The following is a 13,775-nucleotide window of genomic DNA, read 5'->3' on the forward strand; positions in this document are numbered from 1 at the left end:
AACTACGCTCCCTGGTCGACGGCATGCTGCCGCGTGTCGACTTCCCCGAGTTGCTGCTGGAGGTGTTCGACCGCACCGGGCCGGCGGCCGACTTCACCCACGTCTCCGGAGCCGACGCCCGGATGGACGACTTCGCGGTCAGCCTGTGCGGCCTGCTGGTGGCCGAGGCGTGCATCGTCGGCCTAGTGCCGATCGAGAAGCCGAATGTGCCGGCGCTGACCCGGGCCCGGCTGCAGCAGGTCGACCAGGGGTAGGTGCGTGGTGAGACGATCGCGGCGGCCAACGCCCGGCTGATCGCCGCGCAGTCCGGCCTGGAGGTGGTCAAGGCGTGGGGGTCGGGGCATATCGCCTCGGCCGACGGGTTGCGCTTCGTCGTGCCGGTGCAGAACCTGCACACCGGCCACAACCCGCTCTACTTCGGCCGCCAGCACGGCGCCACCTGGCTGAACGTCGTCAACGACCAGGTGATGGGCGTCGGCGGGTTGGTGGTGCCCGGCACGCTGCGCGACTCGCTGTTCATCCTGGACGCCATGTTCAACCTCGACGGCGGCCCGAAGCCGGAGATGGTGGTCACCGACACCGCCGCCTACTCCGACCTGGTGTTCGGCCTGCGGGTGCGCCCATAGGTTCCAGTACCACGTTCGGATGGATGGAACGCCGGCCTGCTCGCCGAAGCGGTGGTCCGGCTCGCCGTACTGGGTGTCACGGTCTGGTGCTGGTGGGGAAGCCGGTCCAGCGTAGGTCGGGTGGGAGGTGGCTCAGGTCGTTGAACATCACCAGGGTGGGGGGCAGGCCGGGGCGGTATTCGATGATCGTGAGGGCGGTGTTGGCGCTGTTCAGACCGAGCCAGCGGTACGGCGGGGCCTCCAGCGCGTGCCGTACGAGCCACGCGATCGGGTAGGCGTGGGTGATCAGGACCTCGTGGGTGTCGGTGTCGGGGAGCTGTGTGAAGCGGGCGACGAGTGCGTCGGCGAGGCGGTGGCCGTGGGCCGCTTCGGTGGCGTCGTAGCCGTCGAAGAAGCCGGTCCACGACGGGGGCGTCTCGGCGGGGCGGGGGACGTAGGGCACGTGGTCGATGAGTTCGGGGGCCTCGGCGACTGACGCGGTCGGGAGGTGGCGGGCGAGTTCGTGGGCGCTCGCGGTGGCGCGGGGGAGTGGGGAGTGCCATACGGCGTCGATCGGTAGGTGGGCCAGGCGCTCGCCGAGTAGGGCCGATTGCCGGCGGCCGGTGTCGGTGAGGTTCCCGAAGGGGTCGGACGCGCCGTGGCGGGTCAGGTAGAGGTGGCGAGTCGGCATCGGGCGGACCGTCTCCTTTCCGTTCGGTCGGCGATCAGGGGTAGGTGATGGTGCCGGTGGAGCCGTTGATGGTGATGGTGGTGCCGTCGCGGAGCTTGGTCGTCGCGGCCGGGGTTCCGAGGACGGCGGGGATGCCGTGTTCGCGGGCCACGATGGCGGCGTGGGAGAGCATGCCGCCGGTTTCGGTGACGACGCCGGCGGCTATGCGCAGCAGCAGTGTCCAGGCGGGGTCGGTGAAAGGGCAGATGAGGATGTCGCCGGGGCGCACGCGGGAGAAGTCTCCGGGGCCGCGGACGATCCTGGCGGTGCCGGTCGCCGTCCCTTGACTGCCCGGGGTTCCGATGAGCGTGCCGACCGGAGCGCCGGACTGCCGGGAAGGCTCGGTTCGTTGGGGAAGGGCGGCGGTGATCGGGCGGGCCTGGAGGACCCAGAGGCGGCCGTCGGCGATGGCCCATTCGATGTCCTGCGGTCCGCCCCGGAGTGCGGCGATCTCCTCGCCCAGTTCGGCGAGCCGGGTGGCGGTCGCGTCGTCGATCGTGGGGTGTTGACGCGCGGAGGCCGGTACGTCGCCGAGCACGAGCCGGTCGCCGTGCCGGTCGAGGCGGGTGTGTTTGTCGGCGATGGTGCGGTGGATCGTCCCGTCGCCGGTGACGCGGTAGGAGTCCGGGGTGACCTTGCCCTCGACGACGCTGGGGCCGAGGCCCCAGGACGCCTCGATCTCGGTCGGGCCGTCGGGGCTTGAGGGCGTGAACATGACTCCGGAGACTTCGGCGTCCAGATGGCGCTGGACGATGACGGCCATCGCGAGATCATGGTGGCCCCGGTAGCCGACGGCTCGGGAGGTGAAGAGCGAGGCCCAGCAGGCGCGTACGGCATCGGCGACCTCGACGGCTCCGCGCACGGCCAGGAAGCTCTCGTGCTGGCCGGCCGCCGAGGACTGGCCGGTGTCCTCGTTCGCGGCCGAGGATCGCACCGCGACGGGTGGATCGCCGAGCCCGGCGAGCGCGTGCCTGAGCTCGGCGGTGTCGAGCGGGTGGGCCTTGAGCGCCTGCCGTACCGCGTCCAGAGCGTACGGCCCGCCGAGGCCCAGGTCGTACGGCGCGCCGAGGTCCAGATCGTGGGCGGCGGTGAGGTAGGTGGCGAACGGGACGACGAAGCCGTCGGGGACCGGTAGTCCCGCGCGGAGCAGGGCGCCGAGCGCCCCGGCCTTGCCACCGCAAGTGCTGGAGACGGCCTCCGCCAAGGCTATGATCACCCGTTCCGCCTTTCAACGTTTTGTTGACAACTTTTTGTTGATTGTGCACGATGGGTCCATGCCGCGCAAGCAGGACATCGCCCACACGGCTCAAGCCGACAGCGCCCAGGCGGACCGTGAGAAGGAGGCGCGTGAGCGCCTGCTCGACCGGGGCGCGGACGCGCTCGACCCTCGCCCGTGGCGGCCGCCGCCCGTCCCGCCTTCGGCGATCGACCTCGTCCAGTTCGCCGTCTGGCGGCAGGCCGAGCTGAGCCCGGAGGACACCCTGAGCGCGCTCGCCCTTCTTCCCGCCGCGCGGGCCGAGGTCGACGGGCTCGAATCCGCCCTGCTGTTCATCGCCCGCAGCGCGGGACTGACCTGGGCGCAGATGGCGCAGGCCATGGGGTTCAACTCCCCGCAGGCCTGCCAGCAGTACTACAACCGCCTCACGGCACGACAGGACGCCGACACATGACGCACGATTCCGCCCCTGACCTGCTGGTGCTGCATGCCGTACGCATCACCGGGTTCGCCGACACGCCGGTGATCGCCCGGCGGTACGGGCTCGATGCGGCCGAGACGAAGGAGATGCTGTACGACGCGGAGGCGCGCGGCTGGGTCCAGCACTCCGCGTTCGCCGGCACCGGGGGCTGGTCGCTGACCGAGCGAGGGCGCACCGAGAACGAGCGCCTGCTCGCGGCCGAACTCGCCGGCGCCAGGGGCGGTGGCGAGGTCCGTGACGTCTACCGCGAGTTCCTGCCGCTCAACGCGTTGCTGCAGCGAGCCTGCACCGACTGGCAGATCCGGCCCACCGACGGTGACCGGCTCGCCGGCAACGACCACTCCGACCCCTCCTGGGACGCCAGAGTTCTGGACGACCTCGCGGTGGTCGGGCGTGGGCTCTTGCCGCTCTCTGATCGGCTCGGGAGGGTTCTCGCCCGGTTCCGTGGCTACGACGCGCGGTTCGCCTCCGCCCTGGCGCGCGCTCGGGCTGGGGAGGTCGCCTGGGTCGATCGCACCGACGTGGACTCCTGCCACCGGGTCTGGTTCGAGCTCCACGAAGACCTGATCGCCACCCTCGGCATCGACCGCCACGCGGAACCGTGACGCGCATCGGGGGCCGGCCGAAGGTCGTGGTGAGGCGCAGGAACCCCCACCCGTCATCGGTACGTGGCCCTGGCAGTTCGACAGGTAGAGCGCGATCCGGCCCGAGGAGGTCTTCTTGGTGTTGAGCGCGCCCGGCCCGCCGCCCGTAATCCCGCCAGATACGCCGACGCCTCGTCTGCAGGACGAAGTCCTCGTCGACCACGACCCACCACATCGTCCCGTCGGCGGTCTCGGCCCGTTCAGCTCGGTACGGCTGCGCGAGTGCACCAGGCATGACCAACATGCCTTACTACCCGCGGATATCAGTCTGGCAAGTACATCTAATGCTACTTACCGGACACGCCTAACCGCAGAGAGTCACCCAAGATAACCGCCGTACCCGCGTTCTCGGACGCGGCACCGGCGGAGGTGCTCGCGCGCGCCTGCAGCGCGTCCAGGACGTCGGCGTGCTCGGCGGGAACCGTCACCTCCAGGGCCAGGCCACCGCCGGCGATGGTGAGGGTGAAGGTGAAGAAGGAGCAGCAGCCGTTCTCCCGCGTAGCCAGTTCGGCGGCGCGGGCGGCGTTCCCGGAGGTGAAGGCGAGCTCCAGCAGCAGGCGCTCACGGCCGGGCCGCTCGACCCGCTGGACGGCGTCGGCGAACAAGGCGTCGAACTCCGCCACTCGCAGCGGCCGCTCGGCGCTCGGCAGGGTGCACGACGGCGGGACCCATCCCGCCTCCAGGGCGATGTGCTGTGTCATGAACCGACCGTAAACCTGTACCTGGGTACCGGATACAAGCCCTGCGGGGCCTCAGATCATCAGAAGATCGCCAGCGCTAATTTCTGCACTCGTCCTCCTCGGATGCCCGCATGTCCCCGTCTCGACGGCGCACACGAACTCGCCGACCGCCTGACCCGCAGCCCGACGACGGTGAAGGCTCATGTCGCGCGCATCCTGTTCCAGGCTCGGCCTCCGCGACCGGGTCCAGGGGGTCGTCCTGGCCTACGAGACCGGGTTGATCGCTCCTGGCATGCGCGACGGCCTGCCGCCGGAAGGCGGGCGGGGGCCGGAAGGACCCGGGCCGCGGACGTGACGCCGCACGCGCCGGTCAGTGGCGGCGTCCGGTGAGGGTGTGGGCGACGTGGCCGGCCACCGGGGAGGCGAGCCACAGGTAGGGGACGACGCCGGCGATCCAGACGCAGGCGACGGTGGTCGCGGCCCAGTAGAGACCGATCGTCCACCCCACCCAGGCGTCCGAGCGCAGGCGGGCCAGGTCGGTGCCGGGGCGGTGCAACCCCTGGCGGAGGACGAGGCTGACCAGCAGGGCCTGGCTCACCAGCACGGCGGTCACGTTGCCGGCGAGCAGGCCGACCGCGAGGGCGGTCCCCGCGTCCTGCCCGGTGGCTTCGTCCGCCAGCCCGAAGACCGTCGTGCCGTACGGCAGGAGCACGGCGAAGATCAGCAGCGGGACGTGCGCCGCCACCAGCGGACCGGACAGGCGCTCGATCTGGTCGAAGAGCCGGTGATGGGCCCGCCACACCTGCCACAGGACGAGGAAGGTGACCACGAAGGCGAAGAACGAGCTGAGCTGCTCGGCGAGGAACCCTGCCAGGTCGGGGAGGTCGCTCGCTCCAGGGCGCGGTATCTCCAGGACGAGCAGCGTGATCGCGATCGCGAGGATCGCGTCGGTGAAGGCGGCCACCCGTTCCCTGCCGAGCCCGGACGGCACGTCCGGAGTTTCGGCGGCCACGGCGGATCTCCATGTCAGAAGGACTGGACGATCAGCGTGTCACGCGGCCGGACATCGCAGCGGCGCGCCGTCTCGATCCTTGGTCATCTTCTGACCGGCGGCTCAGAGACAGAAAACCGTCCAGGCACATAGCATTGTTACTCAATGCAACAGATCATTTACTTTGAGCTACAATGGGAGTTCGTGTGAAGGTCGCCTGCGTCGGCGGCGGGCCCGCCAGCCTGTACTTCTCGATCCTGATGAAGCGGGTGGACCCGTCCCATGACATCACCGTCTACGAGCGGAACCCGGCCGGGGCGACGGACGGCTGGGGCGTGACCTACTGGGACGACCTGCTCTACGACCTCCACCGGGCCGACGCCGAGTCCGCGGAGGCCATCATCGCCAACTCGGTCCGCTGGGACAGCTGGGTCGCCCACGTCCGCGACAGCGAGCCCGTGACGGTGGATCACTGGGACGAGGGCTTCGGCATCGGCAGGCGTGAGCTGATGGGCATCCTCTCCGACCGGGCCCGTTCCCTCGGCGTGCACATCGAGTTCGAGCGCGAGATCACCGACGAGGCCGAGTTGGCCGGCGCCGACCTCGTCGTGGCCGGCGACGGCATCAACAGCGTGCTGCGCGAACGCCACAGCGACCACTTCGGCACCGAGGTCGCGGTCGGGCGGAACATGTACATCTGGCTCGGCACGACCAGGGTGTTCGGCCCTTTCACCTTCGCCTTCACCGAGACCGCGCATGGCTGGATCTGGTGCTACGGCTACGGGTACGGCAAGGCCAACAGCACCTGTGTCATCGAGTGCTCACCCGAGACGTGGAAGGGGCTCGGGTTCGACGAGGCGAGCGAGGCCGACTGCCTGACCATGCTGGAGAAGCTCTTCGCCGACGTCCTGGACGGCCACCCGCTGATCGGCCGGGCGCACTCCGGCGGCAGCGCGCGCTGGCTGAACTTCCGCACCCTGACCAACCGGACGTGGTCCCGCGGCAACCTCGTGCTGGTGGGCGACGCCGCGCACACCACGCACTTCTCCATCGGCGCGGGCACCGCCCTCGCGCTCGGGGACGCCGCGATCCTGACCGCCGCGCTGCACGAGAAGCCGGATCTCGAGACAGCCCTCGCCCGCTACGAGCGGGTACGCAAGTCCGCGATCCGGCCCACCCAGAGATCGGCCCGCTACAGCGCCCAGTGGTACGAGAACCTTCCGCGCTATGTCGGCCTTCCGCCCGCGCAGATGTTCACGCTGCTCAGCCAGCGCCACTCCCGGCTGCTCCCGCACGTCCCGCCACGGCTGTACTACCGGATCGACAAGGCGGTGGAACGGCTCATCCTGGGGGTGAGCCGGGCGGCGGACCGGATGCGCGGCCATGACGACGAGAGCCCACCGACGAACTGAGCCGGCGCCGGGCGCCGGCGCCCCTGGCGGTTCGCCACCTGAAGGCCCGGCTGGATCGTGCGTCCTTCACGGCCTGGCCACCCCCAGGGCGGGGATGCCTAGAGCGCGGACAGGACCCGCTCGAGGCCCCAGCGGAACTGTTCGGTGGAGACGTACGCGGCGATGACGTCCGCCGCCGCGTGTGTATGCGGGAAGGCCTCGGGGTCGACGACGAAGGCGGACCTGCGGGCGGCGATCCGATGGGCCTCCGGTGCGACGGCGTCGGGGCCCGCTTCCTCGATCTCGGCGGCTTCCAGCGCGATCGCGCCCAGCACGTAGACCATGACGGTGTAGGCGGCGCGCGGATCCGGCAGTGCCCCGAGCAGGCTTTCGCCGACCCGCAGCGCGACGGGGCCGGTGAACGCGGCGCCGAGGATCGAGGGCACCGCCCTGGGATGGCGCATCAGCACCTCGCGCAGGTTCAGCGCGAACGTGACGATTCGCTCGTCCCTCGTCCTGGTCGTGTCCTCCAGCAGGCCGAGGTCGGCGGCGCCGAGCAGCCGGTCGGTCAGCGCCGTCACGATCGCCGCACGGTCGGGGAAGTAGGTGTAGAGCGCGCCGGGTGTCAGGTTCACCTGGGCGGCCAGCGCCCGCATCGTCAGCCGGCCGGCGTCGATCAACTCCAGGGCGGCGTCCAGCAGAGCCTCGGGGTTCGCCGAACGTTGCGGTCCTCTCTTCACAAGCTAACTCTAAACGGTGTTTAATACTGAACATCGTTCAGAGTTAGGAGTGGCGCCATGAGATGGTTCCTCACCGCGGGTGTGCTCGCGGCCAACACCGCCTTCGTCGGTCTGGGAGTCGCGTTCGGCTATCCGGACGTCCTGGCCGAACCGCCGGCGGAGATCCTCGCCAGGTTCGCCGCCGACCAGGCGACGATCTCCGCCTGGTTCCTGCTGCTGGCGCTGGGGGCGGGCGCGCTCATCCCCGCGGCGGTCCTGCTCGGCAGGAGGCTGCCGCCCAGCGCGGCCGCCACCCTGTCGGTGCACGCGGGCGTGCTGGCCGGGCTGGTCCAGGTACTCGGCCTGCTCCGCTGGCCGTTCGCCGTACCAGGGCTGGCCCATGCGGAGCAGCCACAGGTGGCGGAGACCGTTTTCTCCGCGCTCCACGGCTACCTCGGCACCGGGATCGGCGAGACTCTCGGCTACCTGTTCACGGCAGCGTGGACCGTCCTCCTGCTGGTCGCGCTGCCGGGGTCGCCGCGCTGGTTCGGTGTCCTGGGCATGGGCTCGGCCCTGGCCATCGCGGCGGGGGTGTTCGTGCCGCTGGGTCTTCCCGGCGCCGACCTGGCCAACTTCGCGGGCTATGTCGCCTGGAGCGGATGGGCGCTGTGCCTGGCCTTCCTTCCGGCGCGGACCACCGGCCTGAGCGCCGGTGTCCCCTCCCTGACCTGATCGGAACCTTCCCGCGGAGGAGCCCGGGCCTCTCCAGGGCGGATCGATCACGACGATCTCCGTTGCCGCGGTTCCCTGGTCCCCGTCTGCACGCCGCACGCTGCGGCCCGTGGTCCGGTGGTGACATGGGCGGTGTGGTCGACGATCAGCAGGAGCCCTCCGGGGGGCGACCGCGCCGACCGCCTGGCGCAGCCGGTCGGCGCCGGGCGGGTCGGTGTCCTTCACCGTCCGTGTCTCCGATCGCTCGTGACCCGCGCGCCTTCCTCGGCCGCGATCCGGGCCGAGAACGGCACCTCGGCCTCGATCCGGGCCGAGGAGGTCTCTCCGGCCCATCGGTGCTCGACGACCGCGTGTTCGATCTCCTTGGCGATGGGGGCGGCGTTGAGCGCCGCCGCCGTCGTCACCCCGGCAGCGACGGCACCGGCGACCTGCCCGAGCAGGTCGGTGACGTTGCCCGCGACGTACACGCCGGGCACGGCCGTGGCGCCGCTCTCGTCGGCCTCGATGCGGGCGCCGACGACATGTCCGCCCATCATCCAGTCGACCGGTTCGAGCCCGAGACCGGCCAGGAAGTCCGCCCGTGCGGCGAGCGTGGTGGTGACGGCCAGCGCCTGGCAGGGGATGAGGCGGCCGTCGGCCAGCCGTACCCCGGTGAGCCGGTCCTCCTCGGTACGGAGCGCGGTGACGGGGCCGCGGACGACGCCGATGCCCCGCGCGGCGAGTTGCTCGTCCTGCTCGGGGCCGAGCCGCACGCCGGGATCCAGCACAAACGTGACGTCGTCGGTGAGCCGGCGCCACAGCTGTGCCGTGTGCGCCGACAGCAGGCTCGTCCCGAGAACCACGAGCGGCCGGTCGCGGGACTCCCATCCGTGGCAGTAGGGACAGTGCACGACGTCGCGGCCCCACCGCTCGGCCAGGCCCGGTACGGCAGGCAGCACGTCGGCCAGCCCGGTGGCCACCAGGGGTCCCAGTAGTCCTGAAGAAACTTTCGTCGGATATGCCCTTGAACTGCGATGATGCGGCGACTCTGTAGCTGGGTAGGAGATCGCCTGCGGTGAGGCTCATGAGCGAGGGCACGCCGGAGTTGCTGCCGTCGTGAGGTCGCGAGGTCACCCGACGGTGTGGAGGTCGGCGAAGTCGGCGCGAGCCTGGGCGACGGCTTCGGGGTACGCCTGGGCCTTCTCGTGCTCAGCGAGCGCCCGGTAGATGCTGGCCAGGCCCGGGTTCTGCCCCTTGCGCTTGCCTGTGGGGATGATCAGGTCGGGGCGGATCTGTTCGACGGACTCGCCGCCGGCCCGGCGGCGGAGCACGGTGTGCAGCATGTCGTCGGTGATGACGGTTGGCCGGCCGCCGTGCTTGCCCTTGCGGGCGGCGGCGTCGAGTCCTTCCAGGGTTGCTTCGCGGATGGCTTCGCGCTCGGTCTCGGCCATGGCGGCGAAGAAGCCGAAGAGCATGCGGCCGGGACCGCTGGGGTCGTAGATGCCCGGCAGCGGGCCGGCCAGCATTTCCAGGATCAGGCCGTGGGCGGTCAGGTGGTCGGCCAGGGCGGTGAGCTCGGCGGCGTCTCGGCCCAGTCGCTTCATCTCACAGACGGTGAACAGCACGCGGCAGTGCGGGGCGTGGGCCTTGATCTCGCGGGCCAGGGGGAGGGCGGCCTCGAACTGGGGGCGGACTCGGATGCGGGTGCTGATCTTTTCGGAGAAGATCTTGTCGCGTTTATGAGGACGGCCGATCCTTCGGAACGCGGCCGACGCCGCGGCGGGCTACGTGCTCAGGCTGAGGAACTCGCGGACGACCGGGACGTCGCGATGGGAGGCCAGTTGGTCACGGAGGTCGCTGAGTGCGTCGGAAGGGCGAGAGGAGCCGACGCTCTTGTTCTGGGTGAGTGCTTGCGTGGCGGTCGCGCAGGTCGCGTCCAGGTCTCCGAGTTCGAGATGGGCGTGGGCTGAGCGGGCCAGGTAGAGCACGCTGTCGCGTACGTGTCCGGCGGCGGCGTACTCGGCTTGTTGAGCGGCGGCGAAGTGCTCCAGAGCGCGGCCAGGGTCTTTGAGGTCGAGGGCGGCCGAGCCCGCCAGCATTTCGATCTCCCCGGCGGTGAGTGAGTAGGCCCACGGCGGATCATCGTCGTGTGGTCCGGCGGTGTAGGCGTCGCGGGCTGCGTCGAGTTCGCGTGCGCAGCCTTTGAGGTCTCCTGTCTTGGACAGGGCACGGGCTGCGCGGGCGTGCAGCCTGGCACGGACCCGGGCCGTAGTGTGTCCGGAAACTTGCACCTGGGCGGCCCGGATGAGGTTGACCGCATCCTGGGGATTGCCCACGGAGTAAGTCTGGATCGCCATGAAATTGAGCGTGTTGGCGCCGACTTCGGGGTCTCCCGCGGTGGCTGATGCGCGCAGCGAGGTGATGTAGAAGCGTTGGGCGGCGGCATGCAGCCCGGAGTCGAAGTACAGCCAGCCGCACATCCGGGACGCCTCAGCCAGAGCAGAGAACAGGCGTCTGGCCACGGCGCCGTCGTAGACGGCCTGCTGGGCGAGGGTGCTGAGCAGGTTGTACTCGGCCACTGCCGAGGGGCGCAACTCGGTGCTGCCCAGCACGTCATCGAGGTGGCGCAGGTCATCCAGGCGCTGTTCGAGGCGGGCGAGCATGGCGGCGGTCAGCCGGCGGCCCTGAGATGGAGGCAGGGGTAGGTCGGTGAGGGTGTCGCTCCACTGGAGGGCGATGGCGCCCAGCGCCGCGCCGCTGGAGATGAGGAATCCCCGTCGGTCCATGGAGCCTCCCCGCGCGGCAGCCTCTATTGATGCCACGGTACCTGCTGTGGTCCAGGGACCGTAGCGGACCGGGCGGTCATCGGGAAAGGCGCGCAGCAGGAAGTCCGGCCAGCCGAGTTCTGCGACGACCTCGCGCGGGATGCCGTGCAGGCGGGCCATAGCGTGCTGGGCGTGCTCGTCGGGTTTGTGCACGCCCGTCTCCCAGCGGGAGACCTTCTCGCGCCGCTTGGCCATGCGCCCGTAGCCGAGGGCGAAATGCGCGTCATCCAGGTGGTCCAGGTACTTGTCGGCAGGCAACCCGAGCGCGGCGCGCAGCGCGGTCAGCGGGTGGCGGAAGGGCTGGTCGTGCATCGGCTCTCCTCTGCGCGGCCTCCTGAACTTTCACAGTAGATAGCTCCTGTCGAAAGGCCAGGGGCCCTTCAGGAGGTCGGCAACACCTCGGCAACACGTTTCGGCTTCCGGACGCGGCGTCGGCGGCGGTGAATGGGCGGTGTCCGTTCGCGACGGGGTGAAGGAGGGCGGGAACCGATGGTAGAACCCGACGCGCCGCTGGTGTCGGTCGTGGTCAGTGCCCGAGGCAACGCCGCGGCGGTGAGGAACCTGCTGGACGCGCTCGCCCTGCAGAGCCTGCCGGCCGATCTGCTGGAGGTGGTGGTGGTGGACAACGATCCTCCGGGGCCGTTCCGCCCGATCACCAACGCCTTGCGGCAGCGCACATGGCCCTTCCATCTGCGCGTGCTGCAGGAGGCGAAACCGGGGCTGAGCGCGGGCCGTAACCGCGGGATCTGCGCGGCCCGGGGACGCTACGTGGCCATCACCGATCCGGACATCACCCCGGAGGCCGCGTGGCTGCAGACGCTGGTCGCCGCCGCCCAGGAGGAGGGAGTCTTCGCCGTTGGCGGCCGCACCCTCGTGGAGTACCCGCAGGGCGAGGCGGTGGTGCTGACCAAGGCGCTGCGCGAGTGCCACGGCGCGGTGGACTGGCCCAAGGGGCGCGAGCCGGCGGTGTGGCCGTACTGGGTGACCGGCTGCAACCTGCTGTTCGAGCGCCAGATCGCGCTGGAGATCGGGCTGTTCCGCACCGACTTGGGCCGTCGGGGACGGTGGATGGGCGACTGCGAGGACCTGGAATTCATCGACCGGGCCCGCCAGCTCGGTCACCTGACGCTGATCGAGCCGAAGGCCGTGGTCCGCCACCCGATCTACCGGACCGAGACCACGCTGCGGTACTTCGTCCGTCAGGGCGCGGGACACGGCATCTGCGTGGCCCGGATGCACCTGAGTGTGCGGGTGGAGCCCGCCGCGATCCAAGCCGACCGGGCCGCTGTCGGCGAGGCGACCGGCGGACTGATCCAGGGGTGGGCGTTCCTGGACCGCTCCCGCGCCGTGGAGTCGGCCCGCGACCTGGCCCGCATCACCACCTACCACGCCGAACGGTGGCGGCTGCGGCTGCTCGGCCGCCGCCCCGCCGTCTCTGCTGCTGTCTATACCGAACCGCCGACCAAGGAGAGCACCTGATGGAAATCATCACCACCAGCGGCCTGGCCGCCGTCACCGCCACGACCGGCGTGGAGCTGGTCGAGCGCAAAGGCTCCGGGCATCCCGACACGCTCGCCGACGGTGTGGCCGAGGCCATCTCCCGCGCCTACAGCCGCTACTGCCTGGATACCTTCGGCGCGATCCTGCACCACAACACCGACAAGACCGCGCTGCTGGGCGGGGCCGCCGAGGTGCGGTTCGGCTTCGGGGAGCTGACCGCGCCGGTCCAGGTCCTGGTCAACGGGCGGATCACCGCGGCACTCGGCGATCAGGTCATCCCGGTCACCGACATCGTCACCACGGCGGTCAAGGACTATCTGGGGCAGGCCCTGCCGCTGCTGGACACCAGGAGGTGGGTGGAGGTCCGCACCCAGCTGACGCAGGCTTCCAGCCCCGGCGCGGTCCATGATGGGCGAGGTCAGGAGCAGCAGGCGTCGCGGCAGCGCTGGTTCGCCCCGCGCAGCCTGGAGGATCTGGCCGAGCGGCATCGGCTGTTCGCCAACGACACCTCCGCCGGCGTCGGCTACGCGCCGCACGGGATGGCCGAGCAGCTCGCCGCCGCGATCGAGACCCACCTGTGCAGCGAGACGTTCAAGGCCGCGCACCCGCACTACGGCACCGACATCAAACTCATGGTCATCCGCCACGACCGCGATATCCGGGTGACCGTCTGCGTGCCGCAGATCGCCCGCCACACCCCGGACCTGGACACCTACATTGGCCGGCGCGCGCAGATGCGGGAGTTGATCGGCGACCTGGCCGCTCAGCTCGCCCCGGACCACCGGGTGCAGGTCGCGGTCAACACCCGTGACCAGGACGCCCGGCCCGAGTTGTACCTGACGGCGACCGGCTCCTCCCTGGAGTCCGGCGACGAGGGCGTGGTCGGCCGGGGTAACCGTGCCAACGGGCTGATCAGCATGCTGCGGCCGTGGTCGGCCGAAGGCGTGTCGGGCAAGAACCCGGTCTACCACGTCGGCAAGCTCTACAACCTGGCCGCCGCCGAGGCCGCCCGCCGTCTGTATGAGGAGAGCGGGCTGGCCTGCGCGGTCGCGCTGGTGTCGCAGTCCGGGCGTGACCTGCACGACCCGTGGCAGGCCGTCGTCCAGGCCTGCGGCCCGGACCCCATCGCCGAGTCGGTGGCACGCCGCGTGATCGGCGAGGTGATGGCTGGGCTGGATGATCTGCGCTCGGAGCTGCTGGCCGGGAAGCTGGCCACCGCGTGAGCGCCGCACCCCCACCCCCCGGCGAGACCGCCGCCGGGGCCGCCGCAAGCGGGGCAGTC

15 protein-coding genes and 1 pseudogene are annotated in these 13,775 nt (G+C 70.6%); 8 read left to right on the forward strand and 8 right to left on the reverse strand.

The genetic code is table 11. The features are described from left to right. Nucleotides 1–23 precede the first annotated feature (23 nt). A pseudogene (locus tag ACWEVS_RS13050) lies at nucleotides 24–626 on the forward strand (Tn3 family transposase). Between the two features lie 76 nt (nucleotides 627–702). Here the strand turns inward: ACWEVS_RS13050 and ACWEVS_RS13055 are convergent. Next, nucleotides 703–1,296: a histidine phosphatase family protein gene (locus tag ACWEVS_RS13055; protein WP_452551525.1), complete on the reverse strand. Its 594-nt coding sequence runs from the start codon at nucleotides 1,294–1,296 to the stop codon at nucleotides 703–705. Between the two features lie 34 nt (nucleotides 1,297–1,330). Then, on the reverse strand, nucleotides 1,331–2,551 hold the full coding sequence (locus ACWEVS_RS13060; protein ID WP_452551527.1) for a PEP/pyruvate-binding domain-containing protein: 1,221 nt from the start codon (nucleotides 2,549–2,551) through the stop codon (nucleotides 1,331–1,333). Nucleotides 2,552–2,609: 58 nt separating this feature from the next. Between ACWEVS_RS13060 and ACWEVS_RS13065 the strand changes: the two genes are divergently transcribed. Together ACWEVS_RS13065 and ACWEVS_RS13070 are read left to right on the forward strand one after the other, a co-directional pair. Beyond that, nucleotides 2,610–3,005, forward strand: a complete 396-nt coding sequence (locus ACWEVS_RS13065) for a DNA-binding protein (protein WP_449922872.1) — start codon at nucleotides 2,610–2,612, stop codon at nucleotides 3,003–3,005. Next, nucleotides 3,002–3,637 carry a transcriptional regulator gene (locus ACWEVS_RS13070; RefSeq protein ID WP_452551529.1) on the forward strand — a complete coding sequence of 212 codons (636 nt, stop codon included), beginning with the start codon at nucleotides 3,002–3,004 and terminating at the stop codon, nucleotides 3,635–3,637. The genes ACWEVS_RS13065 and ACWEVS_RS13070 overlap by 4 nt, the downstream gene beginning before the upstream one ends. A gap of 326 nt (nucleotides 3,638–3,963) precedes the next feature. Here ACWEVS_RS13070 and ACWEVS_RS13075 read toward each other — a convergent pair whose 3' ends face one another. After that, nucleotides 3,964–4,377 carry a hypothetical protein gene (locus ACWEVS_RS13075; protein ID WP_449922866.1) on the reverse strand — a complete coding sequence of 138 codons (414 nt, stop codon included), beginning with the start codon at nucleotides 4,375–4,377 and terminating at the stop codon, nucleotides 3,964–3,966. 181 nt (nucleotides 4,378–4,558) lie between these two features. Here ACWEVS_RS13075 and ACWEVS_RS13080 point away from each other — a divergent pair, with 181 nt between their 5' ends. Then, nucleotides 4,559–4,711 carry a hypothetical protein gene (locus ACWEVS_RS13080; protein WP_452551531.1) on the forward strand — a complete coding sequence of 51 codons (153 nt, stop codon included), beginning with the start codon at nucleotides 4,559–4,561 and terminating at the stop codon, nucleotides 4,709–4,711. Nucleotides 4,712–4,726: 15 nt separating this feature from the next. Here ACWEVS_RS13080 and ACWEVS_RS13085 read toward each other — a convergent pair whose 3' ends face one another. Beyond that, nucleotides 4,727–5,368 carry a TMEM175 family protein gene (locus ACWEVS_RS13085; protein ID WP_452551532.1) on the reverse strand — a complete coding sequence of 214 codons (642 nt, stop codon included), beginning with the start codon at nucleotides 5,366–5,368 and terminating at the stop codon, nucleotides 4,727–4,729. A 173-nt stretch (nucleotides 5,369–5,541) separates the two neighbouring features. Here ACWEVS_RS13085 and ACWEVS_RS13090 point away from each other — a divergent pair, with 173 nt between their 5' ends. Further along, on the forward strand, nucleotides 5,542–6,759 hold the full coding sequence (locus ACWEVS_RS13090) for an FAD-dependent monooxygenase (RefSeq protein WP_452551534.1): 1,218 nt from the start codon (nucleotides 5,542–5,544) through the stop codon (nucleotides 6,757–6,759). 98 nt (nucleotides 6,760–6,857) lie between these two features. On the opposite strand, the gene ACWEVS_RS13095 is transcribed toward ACWEVS_RS13090, so the two are convergent. Then, complete coding sequence (locus tag ACWEVS_RS13095) at nucleotides 6,858–7,478, reverse strand: TetR/AcrR family transcriptional regulator (protein WP_452551536.1); 621 nt, start codon at nucleotides 7,476–7,478, stop codon at nucleotides 6,858–6,860. A gap of 57 nt (nucleotides 7,479–7,535) precedes the next feature. Between ACWEVS_RS13095 and ACWEVS_RS13100 the strand changes: the two genes are divergently transcribed. Then, nucleotides 7,536–8,189, forward strand: coding sequence for a DUF4386 family protein (locus tag ACWEVS_RS13100; protein ID WP_452551537.1), 654 nt, complete (start codon nucleotides 7,536–7,538; stop codon nucleotides 8,187–8,189). Between the two features lie 221 nt (nucleotides 8,190–8,410). Here ACWEVS_RS13100 and ACWEVS_RS13105 read toward each other — a convergent pair whose 3' ends face one another. From ACWEVS_RS13105 to ACWEVS_RS13115, 3 genes are all read right to left on the reverse strand, one after another. Further along, on the reverse strand, nucleotides 8,411–9,148 hold the full coding sequence (locus ACWEVS_RS13105; protein ID WP_452551539.1) for an FAD-dependent oxidoreductase: 738 nt from the start codon (nucleotides 9,146–9,148) through the stop codon (nucleotides 8,411–8,413). 150 nt (nucleotides 9,149–9,298) lie between these two features. Further along, the gene (locus ACWEVS_RS13110; protein ID WP_452551670.1) at nucleotides 9,299–9,922 is read right to left on the reverse strand and encodes a recombinase family protein; all 624 of its coding nucleotides are present in this window, start codon (nucleotides 9,920–9,922) and stop codon (nucleotides 9,299–9,301) included. Between the two features lie 30 nt (nucleotides 9,923–9,952). Next, nucleotides 9,953–11,305: a hypothetical protein gene (locus ACWEVS_RS13115; protein ID WP_452551540.1), complete on the reverse strand. Its 1,353-nt coding sequence runs from the start codon at nucleotides 11,303–11,305 to the stop codon at nucleotides 9,953–9,955. Between the two features lie 177 nt (nucleotides 11,306–11,482). Between ACWEVS_RS13115 and ACWEVS_RS13120 the strand changes: the two genes are divergently transcribed. Both ACWEVS_RS13120 and ACWEVS_RS13125 read left to right on the forward strand, forming a co-directional pair. Beyond that, nucleotides 11,483–12,472: a glycosyltransferase gene (locus tag ACWEVS_RS13120; protein ID WP_452551542.1), complete on the forward strand. Its 990-nt coding sequence runs from the start codon at nucleotides 11,483–11,485 to the stop codon at nucleotides 12,470–12,472. Continuing rightward, complete coding sequence (locus ACWEVS_RS13125; RefSeq protein WP_452551543.1) at nucleotides 12,472–13,716, forward strand: methionine adenosyltransferase; 1,245 nt, start codon at nucleotides 12,472–12,474, stop codon at nucleotides 13,714–13,716. Before ACWEVS_RS13120 ends, ACWEVS_RS13125 begins: the two co-directional genes overlap by 1 nt. The last annotated feature ends 59 nt before the right edge of the window (nucleotides 13,717–13,775 follow it).

The sequence above is a fragment of the Nonomuraea sp. NPDC003754 genome, from assembly GCF_053605785.1.

What these genes read in the sequence shown, in the direction of transcription:
- ACWEVS_RS13090 (WP_452551534.1), top strand. Translation starts at nt 5,542, where the DNA reads ATGGGAGTTCGTGTGAAGGTCGCCTGCGTCGGCGGCGGGCCCGCCAGC.
- ACWEVS_RS13115 (WP_452551540.1), bottom strand. Translation starts at nt 11,305, where the DNA reads ATGCACGACCAGCCCTTCCGCCACCCGCTGACCGCGCTGCGCGCCGCG.
- ACWEVS_RS13120 (WP_452551542.1), top strand. Translation starts at nt 11,483, where the DNA reads ATGGTAGAACCCGACGCGCCGCTGGTGTCGGTCGTGGTCAGTGCCCGA.
- ACWEVS_RS13065 (WP_449922872.1), top strand. Translation starts at nt 2,610, where the DNA reads ATGCCGCGCAAGCAGGACATCGCCCACACGGCTCAAGCCGACAGCGCC.
- ACWEVS_RS13055 (WP_452551525.1), bottom strand. Translation starts at nt 1,296, where the DNA reads ATGCCGACTCGCCACCTCTACCTGACCCGCCACGGCGCGTCCGACCCC.
- ACWEVS_RS13070 (WP_452551529.1), top strand. Translation starts at nt 3,002, where the DNA reads ATGACGCACGATTCCGCCCCTGACCTGCTGGTGCTGCATGCCGTACGC.
- ACWEVS_RS13080 (WP_452551531.1), top strand. Translation starts at nt 4,559, where the DNA reads ATGTCGCGCGCATCCTGTTCCAGGCTCGGCCTCCGCGACCGGGTCCAG.
- ACWEVS_RS13125 (WP_452551543.1), top strand. Translation starts at nt 12,472, where the DNA reads ATGGAAATCATCACCACCAGCGGCCTGGCCGCCGTCACCGCCACGACC.
- ACWEVS_RS13100 (WP_452551537.1), top strand. Translation starts at nt 7,536, where the DNA reads ATGAGATGGTTCCTCACCGCGGGTGTGCTCGCGGCCAACACCGCCTTC.
- ACWEVS_RS13075 (WP_449922866.1), bottom strand. Translation starts at nt 4,377, where the DNA reads ATGACACAGCACATCGCCCTGGAGGCGGGATGGGTCCCGCCGTCGTGC.